Origin of the sequence: Acidianus brierleyi (genome assembly GCF_003201835.2) — an archaeon.
Classification (GTDB): domain Archaea; phylum Thermoproteota; class Thermoprotei_A; order Sulfolobales; family Sulfolobaceae; genus Aramenus; species Aramenus brierleyi.
In genome coordinates this window covers 2082866-2108075 of sequence record NZ_CP029289.2, presented here as the reverse complement: position 1 = coordinate 2108075, position 25210 = coordinate 2082866, and the positions used below count along the sequence as shown (strand labels likewise).

General features: G+C 30.9%; 26 protein-coding genes and 1 pseudogene. 18 read left to right on the top strand and 9 right to left on the bottom strand.

From position 1 onward, the window contains the following. Positions 1 to 41: 41 nt before the first annotated feature. Genes purE through DFR85_RS27565 form a run of 3 tightly spaced genes read left to right on the top strand, consistent with a single transcriptional unit; the run spans position 42 to position 1904 of the window. A complete protein-coding gene (gene purE / locus DFR85_RS27575; protein ID WP_110271049.1) occupies positions 42 to 512 on the top strand; it encodes a 5-(carboxyamino)imidazole ribonucleotide mutase in 471 nt (156 codons plus the stop codon). Continuing rightward, entirely contained in the window at positions 490 to 1575 is a 1086-nt protein-coding gene (locus DFR85_RS27570) for a 5-(carboxyamino)imidazole ribonucleotide synthase (protein WP_110271048.1), read from the top strand. The genes purE and DFR85_RS27570 overlap by 23 nt, the downstream gene beginning before the upstream one ends. Next, positions 1572 to 1904: a winged helix-turn-helix domain-containing protein gene (locus DFR85_RS27565; protein ID WP_110271047.1), complete on the top strand. Its 333-nt coding sequence runs from the start codon at positions 1572 to 1574 to the stop codon at positions 1902 to 1904. The genes DFR85_RS27570 and DFR85_RS27565 overlap by 4 nt, the downstream gene beginning before the upstream one ends. Here DFR85_RS27565 and DFR85_RS27560 read toward each other — a convergent pair. Together DFR85_RS27560 and tpiA are read right to left on the bottom strand one after the other, a co-directional pair. Further along, positions 1888 to 2331 carry an alanyl-tRNA editing protein gene (locus DFR85_RS27560; protein WP_110271046.1) on the bottom strand — a complete coding sequence of 148 codons (444 nt, stop codon included), beginning with the start codon at positions 2329 to 2331 and terminating at the stop codon, positions 1888 to 1890. The two genes, DFR85_RS27565 and DFR85_RS27560, sit on opposite strands and share 17 nt — an antisense overlap. After that, positions 2331 to 3017 (bottom strand): triose-phosphate isomerase, encoded by a 687-nt coding sequence (tpiA, locus tag DFR85_RS27555; RefSeq protein WP_110271045.1) that lies wholly within the window; start codon positions 3015 to 3017, stop codon positions 2331 to 2333. Before tpiA ends, DFR85_RS27560 begins: the two co-directional genes overlap by 1 nt. A gap of 26 nt (positions 3018 to 3043) precedes the next feature. Here tpiA and DFR85_RS27550 point away from each other — a divergent pair, with 26 nt between their 5' ends. Then, positions 3044 to 3568 (top strand): DUF429 domain-containing protein, encoded by a 525-nt coding sequence (locus DFR85_RS27550; protein ID WP_110271887.1) that lies wholly within the window; start codon positions 3044 to 3046, stop codon positions 3566 to 3568. Here DFR85_RS27550 and DFR85_RS27545 read toward each other — a convergent pair. Next, positions 3518 to 5086 carry a cation:proton antiporter gene (locus tag DFR85_RS27545; protein WP_110271044.1) on the bottom strand — a complete coding sequence of 523 codons (1569 nt, stop codon included), beginning with the start codon at positions 5084 to 5086 and terminating at the stop codon, positions 3518 to 3520. The genes DFR85_RS27550 and DFR85_RS27545 overlap by 51 nt on opposite strands. Positions 5087 to 5118: 32 nt before the next feature. Between DFR85_RS27545 and DFR85_RS27540 the strand changes: the two genes are divergently transcribed. From DFR85_RS27540 to DFR85_RS27525, 4 genes and pseudogenes are all read left to right on the top strand, one after another. Then, complete coding sequence (locus DFR85_RS27540) at positions 5119 to 6078, top strand: alpha/beta hydrolase-fold protein (protein WP_110271043.1); 960 nt, start codon at positions 5119 to 5121, stop codon at positions 6076 to 6078. Positions 6079 to 6113: 35 nt separating this feature from the next. Then, positions 6114 to 6305 (top strand): hypothetical protein, encoded by a 192-nt coding sequence (locus DFR85_RS27535; RefSeq protein ID WP_110271042.1) that lies wholly within the window; start codon positions 6114 to 6116, stop codon positions 6303 to 6305. A 12-nt stretch (positions 6306 to 6317) separates the two neighbouring features. Further along, entirely contained in the window at positions 6318 to 6548 is a 231-nt protein-coding gene (locus DFR85_RS27530; protein ID WP_162582779.1) for a hypothetical protein, read from the top strand. A gap of 195 nt (positions 6549 to 6743) precedes the next feature. Beyond that, positions 6744 to 7060: pseudogene (locus tag DFR85_RS27525) on the top strand (PaREP1 family protein); the annotation flags it as partial. A gap of 288 nt (positions 7061 to 7348) precedes the next feature. On the opposite strand, the gene DFR85_RS27520 reads toward DFR85_RS27525, so the two are convergent. Continuing rightward, positions 7349 to 7792 carry an 8-oxo-dGTP diphosphatase gene (locus tag DFR85_RS27520; protein WP_110271040.1) on the bottom strand — a complete coding sequence of 148 codons (444 nt, stop codon included), beginning with the start codon at positions 7790 to 7792 and terminating at the stop codon, positions 7349 to 7351. A 126-nt stretch (positions 7793 to 7918) separates the two neighbouring features. Here DFR85_RS27520 and DFR85_RS27515 point away from each other — a divergent pair, with 126 nt between their 5' ends. Then, positions 7919 to 8761, top strand: coding sequence for a CBS domain-containing protein (locus DFR85_RS27515; protein WP_110271039.1), 843 nt, complete (start codon positions 7919 to 7921; stop codon positions 8759 to 8761). 18 nt (positions 8762 to 8779) lie between these two features. Further along, on the top strand, positions 8780 to 9157 hold the full coding sequence (locus DFR85_RS27510; protein ID WP_110271038.1) for a RidA family protein: 378 nt from the start codon (positions 8780 to 8782) through the stop codon (positions 9155 to 9157). A gap of 10 nt (positions 9158 to 9167) precedes the next feature. On the opposite strand, the gene DFR85_RS27505 is transcribed toward DFR85_RS27510, so the two are convergent. Next, on the bottom strand, positions 9168 to 9347 hold the full coding sequence (locus tag DFR85_RS27505; protein ID WP_110271037.1) for a hypothetical protein: 180 nt from the start codon (positions 9345 to 9347) through the stop codon (positions 9168 to 9170). A 145-nt stretch (positions 9348 to 9492) separates the two neighbouring features. Here DFR85_RS27505 and DFR85_RS27500 point away from each other — a divergent pair, with 145 nt between their 5' ends. Then, positions 9493 to 10305 (top strand): DMT family transporter, encoded by an 813-nt coding sequence (locus DFR85_RS27500; protein WP_246252878.1) that lies wholly within the window; start codon positions 9493 to 9495, stop codon positions 10303 to 10305. Here DFR85_RS27500 and DFR85_RS27495 read toward each other — a convergent pair. Continuing rightward, positions 10291 to 12258: a protein kinase domain-containing protein gene (locus tag DFR85_RS27495; protein ID WP_110271035.1), complete on the bottom strand. Its 1968-nt coding sequence runs from the start codon at positions 12256 to 12258 to the stop codon at positions 10291 to 10293. The two genes, DFR85_RS27500 and DFR85_RS27495, sit on opposite strands and share 15 nt — an antisense overlap. 142 nt (positions 12259 to 12400) lie before the next feature. On the opposite strand from DFR85_RS27495, the gene DFR85_RS27490 reads away from it, so the two are divergent. Both DFR85_RS27490 and DFR85_RS27485 read left to right on the top strand, forming a co-directional pair. Next, a complete protein-coding gene (locus tag DFR85_RS27490) occupies positions 12401 to 13483 on the top strand; it encodes a glucose 1-dehydrogenase (RefSeq protein ID WP_110271034.1) in 1083 nt (360 codons plus the stop codon). Between the two features lie 50 nt (positions 13484 to 13533). Continuing rightward, positions 13534 to 14130 carry an FAD-dependent oxidoreductase gene (locus tag DFR85_RS27485; RefSeq protein WP_110271033.1) on the top strand — a complete coding sequence of 199 codons (597 nt, stop codon included), beginning with the start codon at positions 13534 to 13536 and terminating at the stop codon, positions 14128 to 14130. Here the strand turns inward: DFR85_RS27485 and DFR85_RS27480 are convergent. After that, positions 14114 to 14443 carry a hypothetical protein gene (locus DFR85_RS27480; protein WP_246252877.1) on the bottom strand — a complete coding sequence of 110 codons (330 nt, stop codon included), beginning with the start codon at positions 14441 to 14443 and terminating at the stop codon, positions 14114 to 14116. The two genes, DFR85_RS27485 and DFR85_RS27480, sit on opposite strands and share 17 nt — an antisense overlap. A gap of 350 nt (positions 14444 to 14793) precedes the next feature. Here DFR85_RS27480 and DFR85_RS27475 point away from each other — a divergent pair, with 350 nt between their 5' ends. Further along, positions 14794 to 15627: a DMT family transporter gene (locus tag DFR85_RS27475; protein ID WP_110271031.1), complete on the top strand. Its 834-nt coding sequence runs from the start codon at positions 14794 to 14796 to the stop codon at positions 15625 to 15627. A 102-nt stretch (positions 15628 to 15729) separates the two neighbouring features. On the opposite strand, the gene DFR85_RS27470 is transcribed toward DFR85_RS27475, so the two are convergent. Then, a complete protein-coding gene (locus DFR85_RS27470; RefSeq protein WP_110271030.1) occupies positions 15730 to 16356 on the bottom strand; it encodes a hypothetical protein in 627 nt (208 codons plus the stop codon). 123 nt (positions 16357 to 16479) lie between these two features. Next, a complete protein-coding gene (locus DFR85_RS27465) occupies positions 16480 to 17895 on the bottom strand; it encodes an MFS transporter (RefSeq protein WP_246252876.1) in 1416 nt (471 codons plus the stop codon). A 260-nt stretch (positions 17896 to 18155) separates the two neighbouring features. Between DFR85_RS27465 and treZ the strand changes: the two genes are divergently transcribed. The 4 genes from treZ (at position 18156) to DFR85_RS27445 (ending at position 25136) form a co-directional block, all read left to right on the top strand. Beyond that, positions 18156 to 19865: a malto-oligosyltrehalose trehalohydrolase gene (treZ, locus tag DFR85_RS27460; protein ID WP_110271029.1), complete on the top strand. Its 1710-nt coding sequence runs from the start codon at positions 18156 to 18158 to the stop codon at positions 19863 to 19865. Between the two features lie 26 nt (positions 19866 to 19891). Then, the gene (glgX, locus tag DFR85_RS27455; RefSeq protein WP_110271028.1) at positions 19892 to 22027 is read left to right on the top strand and encodes a glycogen debranching protein GlgX; all 2136 of its coding nucleotides are present in this window, start codon (positions 19892 to 19894) and stop codon (positions 22025 to 22027) included. Between the two features lie 2 nt (positions 22028 to 22029). Beyond that, positions 22030 to 24306, top strand: coding sequence for a malto-oligosyltrehalose synthase (gene treY, locus DFR85_RS27450; RefSeq protein WP_162582777.1), 2277 nt, complete (start codon positions 22030 to 22032; stop codon positions 24304 to 24306). Positions 24307 to 24557: 251 nt separating this feature from the next. Next, positions 24558 to 25136 (top strand): hypothetical protein, encoded by a 579-nt coding sequence (locus tag DFR85_RS27445; protein ID WP_162582775.1) that lies wholly within the window; start codon positions 24558 to 24560, stop codon positions 25134 to 25136. Positions 25137 to 25210 lie beyond the last annotated feature (74 nt).

Sequence of the window (25210 nt, the reverse complement as noted above, 5' to 3'; positions counted from 1 at the left end):
AGGGCTCTTTAGCTTATTTACCTTTGTTCGTATATTTTCTCATGCCTTTAGTAGGAGTAATTATGGGCAGTAAAAGTGATTGGGAATATATGAAGGAAGCTACTTGTGTATTGGAAAAATTTGGAGTAAGTTACGAAGCTAAAGTTGTTTCGGCTCATAGAACACCAGAATACATGTTAGATTACGCCAAATCGGCACACGAAAAAGGCATAGAAGTAATAATAGCTGGAGCAGGAGGTGCAGCACATTTACCTGGTATGATTGCTTCAATGACTCAACTACCTGTTATAGGAGTTCCTATTCCTTCTAAGAATTTAAATGGTTTAGATTCATTACTTTCAATAGTACAAATGCCTTATGGAATACCAGTGGCTACAGTAGCCATTGGAGGAGCAAAAAATGCTGCACTTCTAGCAATTAGAATTCTAGGCATAAAATATCCAGATATATTTTCTAAAATGAAAAACTTTATGGAAGAGATGAAGAACGATGTCCTCTCTACAAAATTATAAAATAGGCATTCTAGGAGGAGGACAATTAGGCTGGATGATGATATTAGAAGGAAGAAAGTTACCATTAAAGTTTTATGTTCTAGGAAATCCAGAAGACCCTGCTTGCCAAATTGCTGACAAATGTTATCCTTTAGAGAATTATAAAGAAATGATAGACGAAAGTGATGTAGTAACTTTTGAATTTGAACATGTAAGTGAAGAAGCCTTAAATTATGCTGAAGAAAAAAATAAATTGCTACCTAGATTAAACAGCGTTGAACTAAAGAGAGAAAGATATAAAGAAAAAGAATTCTTAAGAGATCATAATTTTCCCGTACCTAGATTTGAAGTTGCTGATAATGGAGAAGAAGCTCTTAGAATACTAAAAAACGATTTTAATAATTTAGGTGTAATTAAGCAATCAAAAGGCGGTTATGATGGTAAAGGCCAATATTTTATTAAAGAAGATTCTGAAAAATATCAATTTATAAAAAATATGAATTGTAAATTTGTAGTAGAGGAATTTATAGACTTTGATTTTGAGGCATCAATTATAGTTACAAGAAGTAAAAAAGAATTTAAGGCATTTACTCCATCGTTTAATTATAATGAAAAAGGTATATTAATATATAACTATGGACCATATTTTAATGAAGAAATGGTAAAAATTGGGGAAAAATTAACTAAAGATTTAGATTACATAGGAACGATGGGTATAGAATTTTTTGTTAAGGAAAACAAAGTGCTAATAAACGAAACTGCTCCTAGAGTCCATAACACTGGTCACTATACTTTAGATGCTTCTTTTGTTTCGCAATTTGAGCAACATTTAAGGGCTATAACTGATATGGATTTAGGAGATACCACGTTTTTAAAACCGTTTGGAATGGTAAATATTCTAGGAAAATCTGATTTTCCTAAGGAAATTCTTAGAATAGGTAAGGTATATTGGTATGGAAAGAATCAGGCTAAAAAAAGAAGAAAAATGGGCCATATAAATATTGTTGGTAAAGACCTAGAAGACGTAAAAGGAAAAATTGATAATATTATGAAAATATTATATACTGAAGGTATTGAATTATGAAGTTTAACTTTAAATTATGGATTGAAAACGAAGATGGAAAGCCTATACTAGGAAAAGGGGGAGTAGAGCTAGTAAAAGCGATAATAGAAACAGGTTCTATTTCTGGTGCAAGCGAAAAACTAAACCTATCATACAAGTTTGCCTGGGAGTACGTAAGAAGAATAAATGCGTCTGTTGGTGGTATGGAACTAAAGAAAGGAGGAAAGAACGCTGGAGGAACTGAAATTCCAGAAAAATTAAAGAAAATGTTAGAAATATATAATAGTGCTCAAGAGGAAGTACAAAAAGTTTTAGAAAAATATACTAAAATGATTAATGAGCTAAGTTAAAAGATAACTCTAAAAGTTGTTTAGAATTTCTATATCTCCAATCATCTTGTATTATTTCTCCAATTTCTATAGTAGATTTTACATGTTGTTTATTGCAAGCATTAATATTCCAATCTGGAATTATTACAATAGTAAGTTCTACCACATCTGAAGGAACAGGAAAAAGATCGTATATCTCGTCGCCATATTTTTCCTCTGCCTCCTTTCTACTCATTTTCTCAATAATAAAAGGAAGATTTTCCTTGATTTTTTGATTAGCCTCATAAAAAACTTTGTTTATTTCTTCGTCAGAAGGTTTTCTTTCCATTTTTACTGTAAGTCTACCATGAAAACCATTCACATAAGTACTAGCTGTCCATTTTGTACCTAGAACTTTCCTTGCTGCACCTTTTAATACATGGAGAGCTGAATGAGTTCTTATCTCCATTATTTTTCACTCATAGCTTTGATTGCAGATTTAACAAAATCTTCTACTACTTGTTCTGGATTTGGCGATTTCATTACTGCACTAGCTACTCCTATTCCTGCAGCACCTAGTTTAATAGCAGTATAAACGTCATCCCCACTGCTTATTCCAGCTCCTGCAATAAGATCTACGCCTTTTACTTTATTTATTTCTTCGACTCCCTTTGTAATAACTTCTGGTTTAGCTTTTGAAACCGAAATTCCACTGCCTATAAGCTCTGGAGGTTCAATTAGAATAGAATTAGGACCTAGCATCCCTATTGGAGCTACTATACTATATCTATCTACACAAACTACGCTCTCTAATCCTTCTTTGTTTAATTTCTTAATAGCGTCGTCTATCTCATCTAACCTTATCCTTTTTTCACTATGATTTAGTAAGCTTCCCTTAGCACCAGCGTCTTTAATCATCTCTACAGTTGTATGTCCAGTCCTAGCACCTAAGCTAACACTATCTACATGTTGAGCAAAAACTGGAATTGACACCTCTTGAGCTATTTTATAAATCATTGTAGCTGGAACAGAAATTATTATGTCAGTTGAGTATTCTCTACTTACTTTTTCTATAATTTTAGCCATTTGTATTCCTTTTTCGCCAAAGGAGTTCTCATATGCCTTAAAGTTTATTAATATTATTGGCTTTTTCATAATTTAAGAGAAAACACTTGACTTTTATTTATTGTGGAATAGATTTAGCAGTAAAGAGAAAAACAGCAGTAGGCTTATTGATTGATAATAAGATAAAAATATATTTTGTATCTACGGATGATGAAATATTAGAATTATGTTCAAAAGCTAAAATTACTGCAATAGATTCTCCTTTATCATATTCTAAAGGTTTTAGAGAGATAGATAGAGAAATGTTAAAATTAGGTTTAAAAGTACTTCCTCCGTCTTTTATGCCTAGTTTAGTAGAGAGAGGAATAAAATTATCTAAAAAACTTAATTCTATTGAAACTCATCCCACGTCTTCAATGAAGTTAATGAAAATAAATTGGAAGGATTATACAAGTATTAAAGACGAATTTGACGCTGTATTATGTGCTATAACTGCATATTTATATGATAATGGAGAGGCAAAGGCAATTAAAGCAAAAGATGGAGAAATATATCTAATCGATAAGAAAATGAAAATTGTAAAAGAAAATTCAGATTATATTTTCTATTTCTCTAACAATTCTTTCTATTCTTCTATATAGTAATAATAAAACTAATATTGATATAAATAATGCTAGAATAGAAATAAATGAGAAACCTAGAAATGAAACTAACATACTAATGAGAATTAAAGATACTGGTATTGAGATCATAATTGAAAGAATTTTTAGTATTTCCTTTATTTTTCCTTCTGTATTAACTTTTTCTATTGAATCCTTCCATAAAAACAAGATAAATAGTATAGAAAATGCAGTAATTATAGGTGCAGTGAAACTAAGTAAAAATGGAAGATATGTTTTTAGTGAAACTAAAACTGTATATAAGCTAGTTACTATACCTATTGTTACTATTATTGGTTTTACATATTCAAAATTAAACTGAGTCTTTCTTGAGAAGCTATTTGATTTTACTATTCTATCTACATTTTGAAGAAATGTAGATTTAAAATAAATTTTAGATATTCCTTTTAGTATTCTCTTTTCAGAGTTAATAATAATCGACGATACCGTTGAAGAAAAAGCCACTACTAAAGTAGAAATATCGTAAACTGGAAGTATATTAAATCCTTGATTTATAGCATCTAGAGAAATTATTATTCCAAACTCACTTATGGGTGTCATAAAAAGCCCTAATCTAAAAGCTCTTAAGAATTCGCTTCCAGTCATCCACGTGGCTATACTGAATGACAAATATTTTACTATAATTAATAGAATACTTATTGGTAGAAATATTAATAATGAGTTTCCGATTTTCAAATAACTACCTGCTACTATAAAAAAGAATATTAATGACAATTCTCTAATAGGCATGAGAAGATTTGTAACCTTAACTGTATTCTTTAGAGTTAAGGCTGCAGATAATCCTAGTAAAAAAGATCCGTATGTATTAGGAATATCTAATTCGTTACTTATAAGATTAAATAAAAATACTGCAGTTATTGCGGATAATATTATACTTTCATTTGAAAAGTTTAATGTAGGCTTTATTAGATATCTTGAAATAAAATATCCCAAAATAAGCGAAGATATTGTAGCTATAGGTAAATCAACTATTAAGCTACCTATGTCTCTTGAGGCAGATATTGCTGCTAATGCTAAAAAAGATAAGACGTCTTCTAATGAAGAAACTGAGAGAATAAGTTCTCTGTCTTTCTCGTCTAGTTTTCCTTGTGATAATTTGAACGCTATTGAAGTGCTTGTATCGGCTGCTATTAAACCTAGAAAAATTGATTCTAAAATATTTAATCTTAATAAAAATCCCAATGTTAATATTATTGATATTGCACTAATAGTTTCTATAAAAACGATTACTGATGATCGTATAAACAGTGTTTTTAATCTAGAAATCTCTAGAGTAGCTCCTATTTCAAAGGATATTAAATTGAGTGCTAAAAAATCTAAAAATTGAAATATCTCACCTTCATAATTTACACTTAAATAAACACCTAATAACCCTGCTAATAAATACGCTAACACGGGCGAAATTTTAAACCTATTTAAGATCAAACCTAATACTGACGCTGAAACTAAAATAAGTGCCAATGTTTGTAAACTTTGCATAAAAATAAGATCTATAATAGCCTATTATATTTATGAATCTAAAATTTTTAGAGTTTGAAAGTGATGTATTAAAAGATAACGTATTAAAAGATCCTTTTATTAGAAAAACAGCAATTATAGAGCCAGATCAGCCAGAAGGCAAACCACTCTTAGTATATTTGAGCGGATTTCTATCGTCATCCTTAGCACAACTAAATTATGATCCTTTGTCAGAAGATCTCTATTCGCGTGTAAAGAGATTAAAAAGTGAAGGAAAAATAGACGGAAGTATAATTATTTTGCCTGATACTTTTACTAAAGTGGGCGGAAATCAATATTTAAATTCAGAAGCAGTAGGAAAGTATGAAGATTTTATATTAAACGAGATAATTCCCTATTTCTCAGAAAAATATAGTACTGACAAAATAGGAGTATTTGGAAAATCTTCTGGAGGATATGGATCACTAACACTTGGAATGAAAAGTAAAAAAATAAAAGCATTAGCGTCACATTCTGGAGATGCGTATTTCGAATATGTATATTTACCAAGTTTCCCAAAAGTTATACCATATCTAAGAAAATTTAAGACACCAAAAGAATGGCTAGATTATTATTGGACAAAACAGAATAAAAAGAAAAAAGAAGATATAAATACGCTGAATATAATAGGAATGTCAGCATTTTATTCTCCTTCTTCTTCTGGAGATATCCTTTTACCTTTTGATCTAGAAACTGGAGAAATTATAATGGAAATTTGGGAAAAATGGTTACAGAAAGATCCAGTTAGAATGGTAGACAAAATTTCTGGAAATTTGCAGAACAAATTTGTATATATCGATGTCGGCGTTAAAGACGAATTTAACATACAATACGGCTCACGTATAATTCATAAAAAGCTAAAACAGAAAAATATACAGCATATATACGAGGAATTTGAAGACGGCCACCTTAATGTATCATACCGTTATGATGTCTCAATACCTATCTTAGAAAACTATCTCAAAAACATATAGAAGATTTATAATTAAGATTCTATAACATTAACCATATGAGTCCTGACATAATATTTAAAATAATCTTGAACATAATAGGTGTTATAGCTATATTTTATGGTATAGCGTATATAACGCTTTCATCCTTTAATGTTATGAAAATAGATAGAAAAGTTATGAGATTTATGGGAAGTATGCTGATAGGCGTTTCAATAAGTATTTTTATTATAGCATACACGTTACTGTAATTGATGAATATAGTGGTAGCATTTGAAAACGGTAAGAGATTTGTTATTTACGATAATGGAGTAATAAGAGAAACTAATGAAGAAGAAAGCATATTTATCGTTAAAAATTTGGATAAGGAAAAATTTGATAAAATTACAAAAAGTGGAAAAAAGATATTTATATGTAATGATAACGAGGATATTTGCCTTTCAAAAGTAGCATCAAAAGTATTCGGAAGACCAAAATCATGTAAATTCGCATAGAAATTATAATAAAGTGCACTGATTTTTTGCCTATTATCGTCTTTAAAAAATATTTACAATTCTTGACATTAGTATTTTTATAAAATTTTTATCTGCTAAATAATATAAAGCTAAAAAGGATAACATAAGAACTTATTAGAGGAGTAAACTAATGGCGTCTAAGGAAACGCTTTAAAACTTCAAGTTTGTGACAATAAAGAAGACGTAATACAAGCTTTCGAAAGGGCATACAAAGTTGCTGAAGAGATTATAAAAGCGCTTTCAGAAAAGTTCACGCTAGACGAATATAAGAAAGCTTTAGATGAAGAGAGATGGTATACTAGTTGGCTAGTTTCTGCATCAAGTAAACTCTCAAAAAACCTGGAGACTGGGTTTTAGACGATTGGAATTCTGCTTATACTCTTTATGTATGGGGCTTCCATGAAGCTAAGCTTTCATTAGATGATATTTTGCCGTTAATAAATAAGGTAAAGAGAATGCTTGACGAAAGCGAGAAAATTTTGAATACATAGAATTAAATGTCGCCAAGACGCCTTAGGTAAAGTAAGGGTCTATGTAGTACGTCTCTGCTTCAATAAGCAGTCCAGTTAGTACTTTCAGAAAGTTTATAGCTTTTATTTTAAGGATTTACCGTTAAATTCTAGTCTAAGAACTTTCAGTAAATACTAGTGTTGGTATATTACCATCGGGCTCCTATATAGATCATAACGACCCCCACTGTGAGTTTCGCCCTCTACCATTGGTAAAATGAAGTCATAAAGCAGAAAGTCCTATTCGTAAGGACAGGATAGTTCATGTATTTAGCAATATCCCTCCATAATTTCACTCCAATCATTAGAAAATGTAAATACACAATCTACTATTTTGCCTGACAGAACTTTATACAGCCAAAATCTGTCATCCTGCCACATCCTTGCATAAGGTATATCATCAGTTCTTTGCCAAAAAGGTTTAGCTTCATCTGTTTCCTTTATAACTCCAGAAAATTTCCTTATTAGGTATACGTACATAGAAATCACATATCCATTCTCTTGCTTAAATAGAATTCTACCAGCGTATAGTGGATCATAACCCTTAACGTTTACTTCTTCTTCTAATTCCCTTAATGCGCATTCATATGAGGTTTCATTTTCTATTTTCCATCCAGGAAACGTCAAAAGACCTTTACCTAGACCCCTTTTCTTCTCTATCATTAAAACTTCATTGTCTTTTATTACTATAGATAAACATGTAGGAAGTTCCATAAAAGAATGATTTTTATAAATATTTTTAAGCCAATAGTCAAATGACTTCAATATTAACAAGGTTAATATATAATATTAATTTTCCTCATTCAAAATATTTATAAAACTTCTCTACACACATATTTTATGATTATAAAAACTTTAGAGATTTTGAATCCTCCAATAGTATCAATAGATGATAAATTGCTAACAGCGTTCAAAAAAGTTAATGATAGAGGAATAGGACGAGTTATAGTGGCAAACGATAAAATACATGGCTTGCTCTCAACGAGAGATCTTCTATCAGTTTATTTAAGTTTCTGCCCTACTACGTGCACTCAAGGAGATTTGTATAAATTAGGAAATGCTAAAGCGTCAGATTATATGACGCCTAACCCTGTTACAGTAACTGAAGATACTGATATAATAGATGCAATAACGTTAATGGTTACTAGAAACTTTGGTTCTTTACCCGTTCTAGATGAAAAAGGAAAGCCTATAGGAATAGTTACAGAAAGAGATTTCTTACTAGCGTTTCAAGATCTTGACGAGTTATTCCCTGTAAATAAGTTTATGTCAAAAAGAGTTACAACAGTATATAAACACACACTTTTAGAGCAGGCAGTTAGACAAATGTTGAATAGAGGATTTAGAAGACTACCTGTAGCTGACGAAGACGGAAAAGTTATAGGAATGATTACTGCTGCTGACGCAGTAAAATCTGCTGGAAAATCAGTTGAGAAAATGGAACCAGAAGCATTTTTTGGAAGATATATAAAGGACGTTATGAATAAGAGCGTAATAACTATTGACGAAAATAAGTCAATAAATGAAGCTGCTGCCCTATTAATATCTAAAAATATAGGTTCACTTCTAATTCTTGACGAGGAAGGAAAGCCAAAGGGTATAATAACAGAAAGAGATATGTTAATAGCACTTCACTATCAGTTGCATTTACCATTCGTTTCAGAAAAAAAGAATTTAACCTAATTGAGTCTGCTTTATGTAATGAAAGATGTAATATATACCGAAAAAGCCCCAAAGCCTATAGGACCTTATTCTCAAGCTATAAAATCTTCAAATATAATTTTTGTATCTGGACAAATACCTATAGAGCCAAAAACAAATGAAATTATAAAGGGAAATATTAAAGAGCAAACTAAGAAGGTTATAGAAAACATAAAGGCAATATTAGAAAGTTCTGGAGCTTCATTAGAAAATGTCACTATGACGTTCATTTACTTAAAAGACATGAAAGATTTCTCAGATTTTAATGATATATATCAAGAGTATTTCAGTACAAAACCACCTGCAAGAGTTACTGTAGAAGTATCTAGATTACCTAGAGATGTTCTTATAGAAATAGCATGTATAGCCGTAGTATAAGTTTTTGGGTTTAAGAAAAAATTTTCTTCATTAGTTTTTCTACATGGGGGCAATCAAAATCGAACAGGTTATGATTACCATGTTCAATGCATGAGGCAGCAACAGGTTTCCCTTCTAACAATACCAATGTAGCCTCATCGTCTTCAAATATTGAATATGCAGCCCCCTCAAAGATTTTTCTGTATTCCATTTCTTCTCACTTAATCTTTTATACTTCATTTTCTCAGTTATAAGCCTTTCTACTCTTTACAGCTTCAATTAACAATTTTAATGGAATCTCTAAGACGATAACTGATAAAAACTTGAAAATATTAAAATACGCTATTCCATACATCGTGTTAAGCGCATTTTCTTATGAATTTGTTAAAAACGGATTACAATATGCTTCTCCTTTACCTTTTATGGCAATAAGATATTTAATTGGAGGTATTTCATTACTTCCATTAGCTAAGAAGATTGTTATAAATAGAAATATAATATTTTTAACGATTCTTACTACTTTAAGTTCTGGACTTTGGGCGTATGGACTACTTTATGTATCTCCTTCAGAATCTGCAGTATTGAGTTACTCAATGCCGCTTTTTGCTTTGCCATTATCGCTACTCCTTATAAAAGAGAAACCAGAAATAACTGAAATATTAGGGATTACAGTAGGCTTCTTAGGAGTTATAATTTATTCAATACCGCTAGGCTTTGGATATACCCTCATAGGACTTATATTCACGTTAGTTAATGCCTTCTTCTGGGCTTCTTTTACAGTATTTTTTAGATTTCTAAAAAATATGGATCCATTTGTTGTAAATTCGTCACAGCTTATTATAGGCTCAATGTTTTTCTTCGGTTTCTCTTTCCTAGACTTTAAGCTGGATTTTACATATAATTTTATAGCAGATCTCATTTATGTCTCGATCCTAGGTGGAAGTTTAACCTTTATTTTATGGAATCAAATGTTAAGGATGGAGAAAGTCGGAAAGGTTACAGTACTTTCTTTTTCTGTACCGCTACTTACAACAGCTATAGATGGAATAGAGACCATGTCCTTACCATCTGATTTTTCTATAGTAGGAATTACAATTATGTTCTCAGGAATACTATTATCAAGACTTAAAGGAAGAAAGAAGAAAACAGCTATTTCACGAGGAAATTAAAATTTTATCTTGTATATTATAGAAACTACTTACTAAATTCTTTAGTTCCCTTGAAATTTCTTCCATAGTTATCTCTCCTTTCAATCCTTTCTCTATTAATTCCCTATATTCGTCTGGGACGTAATCCATTCTAGGTTCTGCATTATAAAAATCTTTTAACGCTTGCTCTCTCTTTGAAGAATCTGTTACAGCATCTTCTAATTCTCTTTCAAGCCATTCTGGGAAAGGGAAATTATTAGTTAATGTTACATATAAAGATACTGTAAAAGAATACACATCCATACTATAGTCGGCTCTATAACCAAACCTCTGTAGCGGATGTGCATAATAAGGAGTATAATGTATTACAGGAACTCCAAATTTTACTGCACTGCCTAGATCGGAAAGTTTTGGAACAGATCTTTCTGTTAAAATATCTGTCTCAGCGTCTTCTCCATATTTTTGTAATTTTGAACTAAATAAGATATTTGAAGGCTTTATATCACAATGAACATAACCCTCTTTATGCATGTGTATTATGCCATCAGATACTTTAGAATATATTAATGATACTATTTCAGGCCATCTTACTGAATGTCGCAAACTTTGATACTCCTCTTCTATAAGTATTTTCCTCAAATCTCCACCCTCCATATATTCCATAATGATAGCAGGAGGAGATGAAAAGTAATCAGTCCAATTCTCGTCTATAAAACTTGAAAGAATTCTTACCACATATTTTGATCCCTTTGATATTTCTTGCATTTTAGCCACCTCGTATAGCATTTCTGTAAAATTATATTCTTTTTTCATTATTTTCATTGCATATTTTCTAGTATTTTTCTCTACTAACAATACATAACCCATTCCACCATTTCCTATTATCTTCTTGACTTCATAGCCATAAAGTACATAGCCTAGCCATTGTTCCGGCAAAAAATCCTTAGGTAAATATAACTTATTTGGTGAAACTTTCTCACATGCTTCTACTACTCCTTCTTTACATGCATATGTAAATTCCTTTTCTGCGTTAGATGGAGCATTTAAAGCTTCTAAAGCTAAACCTTTAAGATAGGCTGAGTTAGCAGTTCTTCTTATTTTCTCTGCATTTTCTATTAGATCATATGCTTTCCTATACTCTCCTGATTTAAAATACGCATAGGATAACATTAACATATTCTGGTAACTGTTTGATCTTTTCAAAGCTTCCTCAAAGTACTTAACTGCATCGTTATAATTTCTCTTTTTCATATAGTGCCAGCCTAATTTAACAGCAGGTGCATCATACGTAGGTAAAACATTTAATGCATCAAACAGACGTTTAGGATTCTCTGTTGATTTATATTCATCTATCATTAGGTCAACTTTTTTCATTAATTTACTTTCAAGTTCTTTATATTTTTCTTCAGAAAAGAAAGAGTATATTTTTAATGCTTCTAAGTCCTCACCTAATTTCTCATAGCATTCAGCCGCTGCTAGAGCTTCTTCTGGGAATTTCTTATCTAATTTCAAGTATAAGTCTATAGCTTCATTACATTTATTCAACTTTGATAAATTAATTATTGCGTATCTTTTTATTTCATCATCATTAAAACTTTTTAAAGCAAACTGAATTACTTCATATTTATCCATATTTTTTATAATTTCTGTCTTATCACCTTTAATAAATGACAATCCGCTTACAAAATCATAAATTGCTCCACTTATTTCTTTATCTAGAGTTCCAAAATATAAACAAAGAGAATCTTTAGACTCAAAAATATAGAAATCAGATACTTTTCCCCTTAATGCTCCAGAAAATTCTACTTTAGAGCAATCATAAACTGGAATCTTAGTTTGTTTTAGCTTACCGTCTGAAGGAGATAAAACGTAACCTATTATATTGTCTTTAACTTTAAGTTTACCATCATACTCACTAATTATCCCGTCGCTATACAGAATTTTTTTATTATCCTTAATGAACGCAAAGTACACGATTAGAATTCTTTGGGTAAAACCTTATTTGATTTTGCACTCTATAATACTACGATACGTTAGATATTAACTTTAAGATCATATTATTAACACATACCGTTAAAAGGATTATTTTTTATCTATTATTATCTTAAATATATACATGAAAGCTATTATAGTAAAACCACCTAACCCTGGCGCAGAAGTTAAAGATATAGAACTTTCTCAAGAAGTTAAACCTGGTCAAGTACGAATAAAAACACTTTATACTGGAATATGTGGTACAGATAGAGGAATAGTTAGCGGAAAAATAACTTTTTCTAGACCACAAGAAAATGCATCAGAGCTAATCTTAGGCCATGAAGCTATGGGGGTTGTAGAAGAAGTAGGAGAAGGAGTTGAAAGATTTAAAAAAGGTGATTTAGTAGTTCCAGTAGTAAGAAGAGGCTGTGGTATTTGCTTAAATTGTAAAATAGGAAGACCAGATTTCTGTGAAACTGGAAAATTTGTAGAAGCTGGTATAAGAGGACTTAATGGATTTATGAGAGAGGAATTTGTTGACGATGTAATGTATCTTGTCAGAGTTCCAGAGCCTATAAAAGATATAGGGATGCTTACAGAACCATTATCCAATGTAGTAAAAGCAGTGGATGAAATATTAAATATACAGAATAGAATGATTTGGACTTGTGGAGACTCTACTTACGAATGCAGAAATGCGTTGGTAGTTGGATCTGGACCAATAGGAACTTTCTTTTCCCTTCTTTTAAGAACTAACGGATTTAATGTATATCTCCTTAATAAGAGAGATCCCTCTCCTACAGAGGCATACATAGCAGAAAGAATGAGTACAACATTTTATAATACTACACAAGGATTAGAAAAACTTCCTTCTGCCGATGTTATTGTAGATACCACTGGTTATCCGTCAGCATTTTTACCTCTTTTAAAGAAGTTTAAAAAGAATGCTATTTTAGTACTCTTTGGTACATCTTCAGGAGATAAAGTGGAAATAGACGCAGATCTAGTAACATTCTTTGTAGAAAATAACATTGCCGTAGTAGGAAGTGTAAATGCCAGCAAGGAGCATTTCAGGGAAGCCGTAAACTATTTGACACTTTGGAAAGAAAAATATGGATCATTAGTGCCTAGAATGATTACTTCCATGGTTTCTCCTGAAAATGGACCTGAGGTAGTAAGCAAAAAAATACCTGGAGAGATTAAAACAGTAATAAAATGGAGTTAAAGTCATTAATTAATGGAACCATTTTTTTACTTCCTATCTGTAATTAGAATATGGATGCAAAAATACTTTCAATAGATAAAGTTGGAGATAAATTGATAATGAAATTAGACACCAAATTAAACTTTAAACCAGGCAATACTATAGATGTAATCTTTGACAATGATAAGAGAACATTTTCAATAGCTAGTTCGCCTTTTGAGGACTTTCTAATGTTTGCTACTAAAATTAGAAATTCAGCATTCAAACAAAGATTATCGACCTTGAAACCTGGAGATAAGTTAAGTTTTGAAGGCCCATTTGAAGACGAATTTGTAATAAAAGATTCAGACGAATATGTATTTATAACAAAAGGTATAGGAATAACACCTATAAGATCAATGATCCTTTACTTATTGAAAGATAAACCTAAATCAAAAATAATATTGTTCTATGAACCTGATGATGATGGAACTATATTATTCAAAGAAGATTTGGAAAAAGTAGCAAAATTTGAGAAACCTTCCGCAGATGAATTACGACCTTATCAAGACGCATTATTCTATATTAGTGGAATGCCGACAAATACAAAAGAATACGCTAAACTTGCATTGGATGCAGGCGGTAAAACTGGCAAAATAATTATAGAACCTTTCAGTGGATATCCATAATAGCTCTTAAAGGACAGTCATTCCAATATTTATTACAGTTAATTGCTTGTGATTCCGTTATAATTCTGTTAAGTACCTTGCAATATGCTACAAATCCACTACCAACATCCTTAAGCTCATAATAATTACACTCGCTTGAAAGCTTTGTTTTCATTTCAAAATAAAAATTTTTAATATCTAATTTAGTCTCATTTTGAAAATATCTGCATACTTTAAAATTCTTTAGACATCTTTCTTTAGAGGTTACACTAGCATCTGGTTGATCTAATGACGGAGAATAACAAGCTCCGTTTTTATAATATGGGCAAACCAACTTTCCAACTAAAATAATTATTAAAATCTTTCAGTATTATGTTTAACTATCTATTATCCTTGACTATGAATCTATACATTGTAAGAGTATATTCGCAACAATCTTATATTATCTAGCTCTTTAACCTGACATTTCGTAGAGCAAAATCGTTTTATAAATAGATAAAAAGAGATTGTAAAAAGATTCTCTCAACAAATACTACAGCTTCAGAATAGAGCTCTTATAATCTTTAACTTAATATATTAATTATATTAATAAACATTTTTCTTAACATAGAGCCATCCTTGACAATGGATTAGTTTACCTAAAATCAATTAAGATAATATAGACCTAATTATGAAATTATTTTAATGCACTTAAAGAAAGGTTTTTATGATCTATTATTAACCTCGTTCTTATGGGGAACTATTGGTATAGCAACACAATTTTTCTATATCCAAGGTGCTAATCCTTATTCATTAGTTTTATTTAGAAGTATTTCTTCAGCAATAATATCTTTTTTCATTATAAAAATTAGAAATATACTTAACCTCAAACAAATAATTCTTGGTTTATTCGCAGCAGCTTTTTACGAAACATACATTTATACCATAACTATAGACGGAGCAGCATTATCTGCTGTTTTATTATATACTGCGCCTCTATGGGTTTTCATGTTATCTAAACTCCTTGTTAAGGAATCTACAAACGCAATAAAAATCATATCCTCTATATGTATCGTTATAGGCCTTTACATAATCTATGAAGGAACGTTAAATCTGATGGAAACGTTATTAGGCCTTATGTCGGGCTTTACTTACGCTCTATTGGTTTCCTACTCTAGATATTTACAAATTAGAGGATCAAAGGAGTGGGAAATGATAGCTTCTCAGTCCATATGGTCTATTCCATTTGTAATAATACTCGAAATATTCTCTAAAATAAACTTACCTTCTATTTTTGGAGGCATATATCTTGGTATTTTTGCAACAATCTTACCATATTTTTTCTTCTATAGAGGAATGAAAAAGAGTGATTCTGGAACAGCAACTATAATTTCGGCTTTAGAGCCAGTATTTACGATAATTTTAGCTTACATATTTTTGAAGGAAAGTCTAAATTTTGTTCAATTTATAGGAACAATAATAATATTAATTTCAGTAATAATCAACGGAATGACATTTTCCACTTCAGGAAGTAATTAGATATATTTTAAAATAATATAGACATTTTTAGTAAAAATTATAACAATCGCTGGATCCTATAAAACATGTCATAAAAAATTTTGACTTATCTTTCTAATATCGTTATATTCTTATTAATGCGTAATTTACAGCTAGATATACTACAAAAAATAATGGAAGAAATATTTCATCTATACCAATAAATACTTCGCCAAACCATAAAGTTCCTAGACTAAAAAGAAGTGCAGATAATGCGTACTTTAACTGAGGAACTCTTATTTTCATTATTTGAGATTTTAGAATTATTGTCAGAGCTATAACTACTAATGAAGCTGACAATGTACCAATCAAAGTAGATACGTAATTTTGAGGTATTAACGCAATAATGACTAATGCTGCCTCAAATGCTTCTGTAGCTCCTATAGTATATACAACCGCTATACTTTCTTCCTTTTCTTTCTCATGTGGTTTCCGTAAGCCTTTAATTGATCTTCTAGCACTTCTTAATAATCTATATCCAAAATAAAAAAGAATGATTCCTGCTGCTATAAGTACGTAATTTAATGGTAATAGAGATATAAAAGAGCCTAAAAGAAAAGTTGGAATTAGTACTGTAAGAACTCCTAATATTGCATAAATGTAAGGTTTATTGCTATTAAATATCCCTCTATAGATAACTGCTACAGCTCCAGCTTCTGACAGTTCTAGAAGACTTATTCCAAAAGCCGCAAGAAATATACCAACGTCCATATGTTTACTCGATATACGATACTTAAAAAATTACCAGTTTAGTCTCTTACTAAGTTCATACATATGCATTATATTATTATATATAACTAAATAAAAAACACAATACCATTTAATTACTTAAAATTATTGAGATTGCGAAGATTGTTTTTCTACTGTTTCTTCATCAGATATCTCTTCTAAGCTCTTTAGCTTTGGCTCTTTTATAAAGAACACTGTAAGCAACGCGCCTACTATGCTAACTCCTGCTAACATCTCTAAGACCCCCTTAATTCCTATTCCTGTTAATAGGTATGGGAACAAATATGTAGTTATTGCTGCACCAGTTTTTCCTGCTGCTGCTGAAATACCATGCCCCCTAGTTCTATAGTTAGTAGGATATACTTCCGCCGGTATAACAAATGTAGTAGTATTAGGACCAAAGTCTATAAATAAGTATGATAAAGCGTATATTGCGAAAGCTTCTGTTGTTGGAATTATAAATCCTGTAACTTTTGTTCCTGAAGTTACCAATATAGCTGATACTATTGCATATATTGCTGCCATAATAGCAAAGCCTTGCGTTTGTATCCACTTTCTTCCTAATCTATCCATTAATCCTACTGCAGTAAAGTACCCAAAGAATCCTACCGTGAAAGGAACGCCTTGTTCTACTATCTCATATCCAATTGACGGAGGCTTTCCTAAAATTGAAGTAACTATAGCACCAGAATATATTCCAGTCCCATAAAGCGCTATATCCGTTATAAACCATGTACCAGCAGTACCTAAAAGTAATGCCCCATATTTTCCTAAGAATTGACCAAATGAAAGTTTTTTACTAACTACATTATTCGCTTGTAATTTAGTCCCCATAAATGTAGCGGATCTCTGAGCTTCTTTATAATCTCCCTTTACTAGTGCAGCATACCTGGGAGTTTCTGGTACTTTTCTCCTTAGATATATAACAGAAGCTGCTGGAATTGCACCTATGCCTGCCATAACTCTCCACGCTATTGACAAAGGTAACACATAAGCAGAAATTGCGCCTACTGCTACTGCGGCTAAGCTTCCCAAACCTTGATTAGCAAATACTAGAGCAACTAATTTGCCTCTGTCTTTTACATTGGCATATTCGCTCATTATAGTTGCTGATACTGGATAATCTCCTCCTATTCCAAATCCCATTATAGATCTGAATATTATTAGCCAAATTATGTTAGGAGCAAAAGCTGAAAGTAAAGCTCCCAATGCCAACAAAGTTGCCTCTATTCCATAAACTGATTTTCTGCCAAATTTGTCCGCTAAGAATCCAAAAGTTAGCTGTCCTAAGACCGCAGTGATTAACGCAGAGGATGCTAATAATGACTCAGTAAAAGGAGTTAAATGAAATCCTGGTAAATTTTGCGTTCCAAATATATCTAACATTGCTGAAATGATAAACAAATCGTAGGCATCAGTAAAGAATCCCATGCCAGAAGTGTACCAAACTTTGATATGATTAAAACTTAGCCTTAGATCATCAAATTCTTTAAATGGCGAATTTTTGAAAGGTGATCCCATCTTTCTTTCGTATAGAGAGTCTTTTACTGAAAATATATACTTATTCTATATATTCCAATAGGACTATATAGGACTATATAGATATTATTGATAATAAACTAGTCTTTACGTCTTTAATATTAAACAATAGCTACTTTATTTCGCTATTATCTGAATCATACTAATATATTTGGTTAATAATTCTGATAGAAAGTAATTATAATTTCCATTATTTAATACTCTATAGATTCGCTTTTTTATATTTAAATAATAGTATTTATATGCCCTGGAAACTAGATCTTGGTGCAAATTGTGAAAAGTCTAATGTAAGTTTTAGAATATGGTCACCGTACTATGATTCTTTATCAATAGTTCTATACAAACAGAATAAAAAGGAAATAGTAGAGATGAATAAGGAAGATAAGGGATATTTTTCGCTGAAAGATAAGGATGTGGAATATTATTCATATTTAATAGAAAACATGGAAATACCAGATCCTGCATCTAGATATCAGCCTGAAGGAGTTCATGGTAAATCTAAGGTTTTATGTGAAAATTTTAATTGGGAAGACAAAGAATGGGAAGGTATAGATCAGAATAACCTTATAATATATGAACTACACGTAGGCACATTTAGTGAAAGAGGAGATTTTCAAGGAGTTATAGAAAAACTAGATTATCTCAAAAACTTAGGTATTACAGCCATTGAATTAATGCCAGTATCTCAATTTGGGGGAAAGAGAAACTGGGGTTATGATGGAGTATTTCTTTATGCTGTACAAAATAGCTATGGTGGCCCTTATGAACTAAAAAGATTAGTTAATGAAGCACATAAAAAAGGCCTAGGAGTAATTTTAGATGTAGTATATAATCATGTAGGTCCTGAGGGTAATTATCTAGGAAAATTTGGACCTTATTTTTCTTCAAGATATACTACTCCGTGGGGTCCAATTTTTAATTATGATGAAGCATGGAGTGATGAAGTAAGGCATTATGTGACTCAAAATGCACTATATTGGATTTACGAATATCATATGGATGGATTAAGATTAGATGCGGTACATAGTATCTACGACATTTCTCCAAAACATATATTATCCGAAATCTCTGATAAAATTAAAATAGCAGAAAGTGAATTAAAAAGAAAAATAAATTTAATAGCAGAAAGTGATTTGAACGATCCTAAAATAATATCGCCTAAAGAAAAATGCGGTTATAACATTGACGCTCAGTGGTCTGATGATTTTCACCACGCGTTACATGCTTACGCTACTGGGGAGAGAGATTCATATTATGAAGATTTTGGATCTATAGAACAAATAGTAAAAGCTTTAGAGAAAGTATTTATATATGATGGAGTATATTCAAATTTCAGGAAAAAAACTCATGGCGCACCGGTGGGAGATCTAGGAGGAAATAAATTTATTGTATATATTCAAAACCACGATCAGATAGGTAATAGAAAAGACGGTAAAAGATTACTAAATTTAATTGATAAACAGAACTTTCTAATACTTTCCACTCTATATTTTATGTCTCCTTATATACCAATGATTTTTATGGGAGAAGAATATGGAGAAAAAAATCCTTTCTTATTTTTTACTGACTTTTCAGATGTTCAGCTAATTAATGCATTAAGGGAAGGTAGAAAAAAAGAATTAGGAGAGTATTATTACGATCCTCAATCAGACGACACTTATAATAAATCTAAGTTAAGTTGGAAAATAGATTATGAAATACTAAATTTCTATAAAAATATTATAAAAATTAAAAAAGAGCTCGATCATTCAAGAAATATTCTAGTAAAAATAGAAGATAATTCATTGTTAATTGAAAGAGATAAATTATTAGTCGTAGCAGCATTTAAAGATTCTACTATTCATTTAAAGAAAAAATGGAAACTTATATTATCTACTGCTGAATTTCCAGAATACATAGAAGGAGAGATTAAAATAGGTAGAGGAGCTGCTATTTATAGAAACGCTAACTAAAAAACCTCTTGATATATTCTTATACTATGTCTACTGTTCAGAGACCTACTAGACCAGGAGAACCTTATCCTATAGGAGTTACAATAACTAAGGATGGAGCAAATTTTGTATTATTCTCTGAGAACGCTACATCAGTTCAACTATTATTATTTTCCCATCCCGATGATAAAGAACCTAAAGAGATAATAGATGTTAAAGAAAAGACTGGAGATCTTTGGCACGTTCTGGTACCAGGTATTTTATCAGGACAATTATATGCCTATAAAGTGGATGGTCCATTTAAACCAGAAGAGGGTTTAAGGTTCAATAAAAATAAAGCAGTCATAGATCCATATGCTAGAGCTCTTGCAGGATTTATAAAATGGGATGATTCTCTTTTTGCATATAAAATGGGAGATCAAAATCAAGATCTCTCCTTTGATGAACGAGATTCTACCCCTTTTATACCTAAATCTGTTGTTTACGAAGATTCTTTTGACTGGGAAGGAGATAGACCTCTTAGTCTAAGGATACCTTGGAGTCAAACAATCATCTACGAAACACATGTAAGAGGAATGACAAAATTAAGGGATGACATAGACGAAAATCTACGTGGAACGTTTATGGGAATAGCGTCAAAACAAGTTATATCATATTTGAAAGATATGGGAATAACGGCTCTAGAACTAATGCCAGTTCAACAATTCGTAAGAGATAAATGGCTACTCGATAAAGGTCTAACTAATTATTGGGGTTATAATCCTATAGCATATTTTGCACCAGACTGTGGATATTCCAGTAGCGGTTGCTTAGGACAACAAGTTATAGAATTTAAAAAGATGGTTAAAGAACTCCATACTGCAGGCATAGAGGTTATAGTCGACGTAGTTTACAACCACACTGGAGAAGGTAATCAACTAGGTCCTACGCTAAGTTTCAAGGGCATAGATAACAAATCATACTACATGTTAAACCCAGAGAACCCAAGATACTACATGGATTTTACCGGAACAGGAAATACCCTAAATTTAAGGCATCCTAGAGTTTTGCAAATGGTTATGGATAGTCTAAGATACTGGGTATTAGAAATGCATGTAGACGGTTTCAGGTTCGATTTAGCCTCAGCTCTAGCAAGAGAACTATACAGCGTAAACATGTTATCCACCTTTTTTGTAACAATTCAACAAGATCCTGTTCTCTCAAGAGTAAAATTAATAGCAGAGCCATGGGACGTTGGAGAAGGAGGATATCAAGTAGGAAATTTTCCATATCAATGGGCAGAATGGAATGGAAAATATAGAGATACAATAAGGAGATTTTGGAGAGGAGAACCAATAGTTTATAGCGAATTAGCAAACAGACTAATGGGTTCTCCAGATCTCTACATGGGATCAGGAAGAACGCCCTTCGCCAGCATAAATTATATTACATCACATGACGGCTTCACACTAGAGGATCTAGTTAGTTATAATCAGAAGCATAATGAAGCAAATTTAATGGATAATAAAGACGGTATGGATGAAAATTATAGTTGGAATTGTGGATTTGAAGGGCCTTCTGAAGATCCTAATATAATAGCATGTAGAGAAAGGCAAAAAAGAAACTTTATTATAACATTATTCATAAGCCAAGGAGTTCCAATGTTACTAGGAGGAGACGAAATTAGTAGAACTCAAAGAGGCAATAATAATGCTTTTTGTCAAGATAACGAGATTAGCTGGTTTAACTGGAATTTAGATGATAGGAAAAAGAAATTTCATGACTTTGTTAAATCGTCTATTTTCTTAAGGAAGTCCCATCCAATATTTAGGAGAAGAAGGTTTTTCCAAGGAAGAAAACTTTTCGGAGCCCCTTATAAAGATATAACTTGGCTAGGCCCAGACGGACTAGAGATAAAAGAAAACAATTGGAATTCACCAACAAATACAATAGCATTCGTTCTATCAGGAGACGTTATGGATGAGATTAATGAAAGAGGAGAAAGAGTAGCAGACTATACATTTCTCATAATTCTAAACGCAAATCCAAATACCATAAAATTTAAAGTGCCTAAAATAGGAGAAAAATGGGAACTAATTCTTTGGTCTTATGATAGAGATCCAAAAGAAGAAGAGAAGATAGTTAAAGCAGAACAGGAATTAGAGATTGAGGGTAGATCTGCAATAGTTTATAGGAGGATATAAAATTGATAACTTACAGATTGCAGCTTAATAAAAACTTTAATTTCCAACAAGTCATTGAAATACTAGATTATCTAAAAGATCTAGGAATAACACATCTTTACTTATCTCCAATTTTACAAGCTAGAAAAGGCAGTAGTCATGGATACGACGTCTTCGATTTCACTAAAATAAACGAGGAATTAGGAGGAGAAGAGAAGTTTATAGAATTATCAAAAAAAGCTAGAGAAAAAGGCATAGGAATAATTCTAGACATAGTACCGAATCATATGGCATTAGAAAATCCTTACATGATGGATGTTTTAAAATATGGTAAAAATTCAACTTATGCTAAATTCTTTGATATAGATTGGAGTTTAAATAAAATATTATTACCAATATTAGGCAATCCTGAAGATATTAAAAAATTAAGAATAGAAAAACAAGATAATTCTTTTTATATAAGATACTATGAATTAAAATTGCCTATAAAAGACGATAGTATAGAAAAAATTAAGAACAAATATTCTTGCGCTGACGAAGAATGTCTAAATAAACATTTACAAGAAATATTAGAAGACCAGAATTATGAACTAATTTTTTGGAAAGAATCTTCCAATAAAATAAATTATAGGAGATTTTTCGACGTAAACGGCTTAATAGCATTAAGAGAAGAAGACGAAGATGTATTTAACGAAGTTCATAAAAAGATATTTCAATTAGTAAAAGAAGGATACATAGAAGGTTTAAGAGTAGATCATATAGATGGACTATATGATCCTAAACAATATATAGAAAGACTGAGAGCTAATTTAGGAAACATTTACCTATTTGTTGAAAAAATATTAGGAGAGAACGAAAGATTGAGAGATTGGAAAATCGAAGGAACTACGGGATATGATTTCTTAAAAATTTTAAATTTACTATTTATAAAGAATATGGAAAAAATGAGAAAAATTTATTATAATTTTACTGGAATAGAGTTTTCCAAAGATTTATTAGTAAGAGAAAAGAGAAAAGTAATAGACCAGCTCTTTAAAGGAGATATAGAAAGGTTACTGAGAATAACTGGGTTAAGTGAAGATTATAGGGAAACATTAATTAATTTTTTAGTATGTATAAATATTTACAGAACTTACGTAGAGAATTACAGTTGGATAGATACTGAAGTAATAAAAAACATAGAAGAATGCTCTAAAGACAGTAAGATACTCAATCTATTAAATAATAAGGAGATCTTGCAAAGAATAGAACAATTCTCTCCTGCAGTAATGGCTAAAGGAATAGAAGATACATTCTTTTATTATTATAATCCCCTTATTTCCCAGAACGAAGTAGGAGGTACTCCATGGCTTAATGGAATATCGTGTGTAGACTTCCATTTATTTAACATTGAAAGAGAAATTTTATGGCCTAATTCAATGCTAACTACATCAACACACGATACTAAATTAAGTGAGGACGTACGTGCAAGAATAAATGTACTTTCTGAAATACCAGATGAATGGGAGAAAAAACTTTTAGAATGGTCTAAGTTTAACGAAAAATTCGTAACTATAGGACCTACAAAGAACGATGAATATAGATTTTATCAAGTGTTATTAGGTACATGGAATGGGTATAGCAACGAATATAAAGAAAGATTAATAAACTATATGTTTAAGGCTATTAGAGAAGAAAAGGAAAACACATTCTGGATAGAGCCAAATATAAAATATGAAAATGCTGTTAAGGATTTTATTGAAAAAGCTCTCAATAATCAATTATTCATGAACTCATTTTTAGATTTTTGGAAGAAGATAGACTTCTATGGTAAAATGAATTCAATAATACAGACAACACTTAAATTGACTCTGCCAGGCGTACCAGATATTTATCAAGGAAATGAGAGTTTTACATATCTCATGGTTGATCCAGACAATAGGAGACAAGTGAATTTTGTGGAATTAAAAAATAAATTAAATAATATTAAGAAAAATAGACACCTTGATGATAAATTATATGTTACATGGAAGATTTTAAACTTAAGGAAAAAAGATCCGGAAGCGTTCTCTGGGTATAAACCACTAGAAGTAGAAGGAAGCAATAATATTTGTGGTTTTATGAGAAGAGGAATCTTAGTAATATTTCCAAGATTTGTAACTGAAGCATATCCATTCAAAGATAAATTAAAGAATACATTTATGAAACTTGATGGAGACTTTATTGATATTCTTACAGATAATCAAGTTAAAATAACCAATAATATTAACGTATCAGAATTATTTTCCGATTATCCTATTGTTATTCTATATAAAAAATAGATAAAAAACAGTTTTCTGACTGTTAACAATATATGATTAGATTTTTATGACATTCTAATTAAAAAAGCTTAAAAACTTATATAGACAGATAATCATTATACATGATATATAAAGCGACAGAGATCTCCGATATTGACTTTAAAGATCGGAAAGAGATCGAGATAAGAATAGATACTAAGCAGTATAAAAAGCTTTTCCGTAAACTTATTTTCTTTAATGTGATATACTTATATCCATGTGACGATACTTTAATGGAAACACTAGAGTTAGCTGGAGCTTTAAGAGAAGCTGGTGTTAAAGTTTCTATAAATGGATCTCCACCTACATTAGAACCTAAAATTGCAAAAAATACTAAATTAATTTTGAATATCGGAATTAAAAAATGGGGAAAAGAATTGACATGGAATGTAGACTCAACAGTAGGAATAAATTACTCTGATACTGAAAATAAAAGTTATCTTATAGGAAAGGATTTTCCTATTTCTGATCCTAGAACAGGGATCATAGGATATTTTTTAAATAAGAATGCTGTCGTAATTTTTACTCAATTAAAAGAGGAATCTGCTATAGGAGAACTTATAGGAAAAACAGAAAATGAAAATTTACTTATAAGACCAAACAGATGGTTTACAGATCTATCTGTATTAGAAATTAAGGAAAAGAACAAAGATAATATATTAGCTGAGTCTAAAGAAATATTTTGTAGACCACTAGGTTCTGCATATATACCTGTAACAAGGCAGGAATTATTTAATGTATTAATAAAATTTAAAATGAGATCTAGTGGATTCTCCATTGATTGTTATAAAACTTTAGGATGGTTAGATTAAATTATGTTTATAGGATTACCAATATAGAATAGACAAATAGATAACGTTATATTAAAAACGTAAAGTGATTATTA

What these genes read in the sequence shown, in the direction of transcription:
- purE (WP_110271049.1), top strand. Translation starts at nt 42, where the DNA reads ATGCCTTTAGTAGGAGTAATTATGGGCAGTAAAAGTGATTGGGAATAT.
- DFR85_RS27570 (WP_110271048.1), top strand. Translation starts at nt 490, where the DNA reads ATGTCCTCTCTACAAAATTATAAAATAGGCATTCTAGGAGGAGGACAA.
- DFR85_RS27565 (WP_110271047.1), top strand. Translation starts at nt 1,572, where the DNA reads ATGAAGTTTAACTTTAAATTATGGATTGAAAACGAAGATGGAAAGCCT.
- DFR85_RS27560 (WP_110271046.1), bottom strand. Translation starts at nt 2,331, where the DNA reads ATGGAGATAAGAACTCATTCAGCTCTCCATGTATTAAAAGGTGCAGCA.
- tpiA (WP_110271045.1), bottom strand. Translation starts at nt 3,017, where the DNA reads ATGAAAAAGCCAATAATATTAATAAACTTTAAGGCATATGAGAACTCC.
- DFR85_RS27545 (WP_110271044.1), bottom strand. Translation starts at nt 5,086, where the DNA reads ATGCAAAGTTTACAAACATTGGCACTTATTTTAGTTTCAGCGTCAGTA.
- DFR85_RS27540 (WP_110271043.1), top strand. Translation starts at nt 5,119, where the DNA reads ATGAATCTAAAATTTTTAGAGTTTGAAAGTGATGTATTAAAAGATAAC.
- DFR85_RS27535 (WP_110271042.1), top strand. Translation starts at nt 6,114, where the DNA reads ATGAGTCCTGACATAATATTTAAAATAATCTTGAACATAATAGGTGTT.
- DFR85_RS27520 (WP_110271040.1), bottom strand. Translation starts at nt 7,792, where the DNA reads ATGGAACTTCCTACATGTTTATCTATAGTAATAAAAGACAATGAAGTT.
- DFR85_RS27515 (WP_110271039.1), top strand. Translation starts at nt 7,919, where the DNA reads ATGATTATAAAAACTTTAGAGATTTTGAATCCTCCAATAGTATCAATA.
- DFR85_RS27510 (WP_110271038.1), top strand. Translation starts at nt 8,780, where the DNA reads ATGAAAGATGTAATATATACCGAAAAAGCCCCAAAGCCTATAGGACCT.
- DFR85_RS27505 (WP_110271037.1), bottom strand. Translation starts at nt 9,347, where the DNA reads ATGGAATACAGAAAAATCTTTGAGGGGGCTGCATATTCAATATTTGAA.
- DFR85_RS27490 (WP_110271034.1), top strand. Translation starts at nt 12,401, where the DNA reads ATGAAAGCTATTATAGTAAAACCACCTAACCCTGGCGCAGAAGTTAAA.
- DFR85_RS27485 (WP_110271033.1), top strand. Translation starts at nt 13,534, where the DNA reads ATGGATGCAAAAATACTTTCAATAGATAAAGTTGGAGATAAATTGATA.
- DFR85_RS27475 (WP_110271031.1), top strand. Translation starts at nt 14,794, where the DNA reads ATGCACTTAAAGAAAGGTTTTTATGATCTATTATTAACCTCGTTCTTA.
- DFR85_RS27470 (WP_110271030.1), bottom strand. Translation starts at nt 16,356, where the DNA reads ATGGACGTTGGTATATTTCTTGCGGCTTTTGGAATAAGTCTTCTAGAA.
- DFR85_RS27465 (WP_246252876.1), bottom strand. Translation starts at nt 17,895, where the DNA reads ATGGGATCACCTTTCAAAAATTCGCCATTTAAAGAATTTGATGATCTA.
- treZ (WP_110271029.1), top strand. Translation starts at nt 18,156, where the DNA reads ATGCCCTGGAAACTAGATCTTGGTGCAAATTGTGAAAAGTCTAATGTA.
- glgX (WP_110271028.1), top strand. Translation starts at nt 19,892, where the DNA reads ATGTCTACTGTTCAGAGACCTACTAGACCAGGAGAACCTTATCCTATA.
- DFR85_RS27445 (WP_162582775.1), top strand. Translation starts at nt 24,558, where the DNA reads ATGGAAACACTAGAGTTAGCTGGAGCTTTAAGAGAAGCTGGTGTTAAA.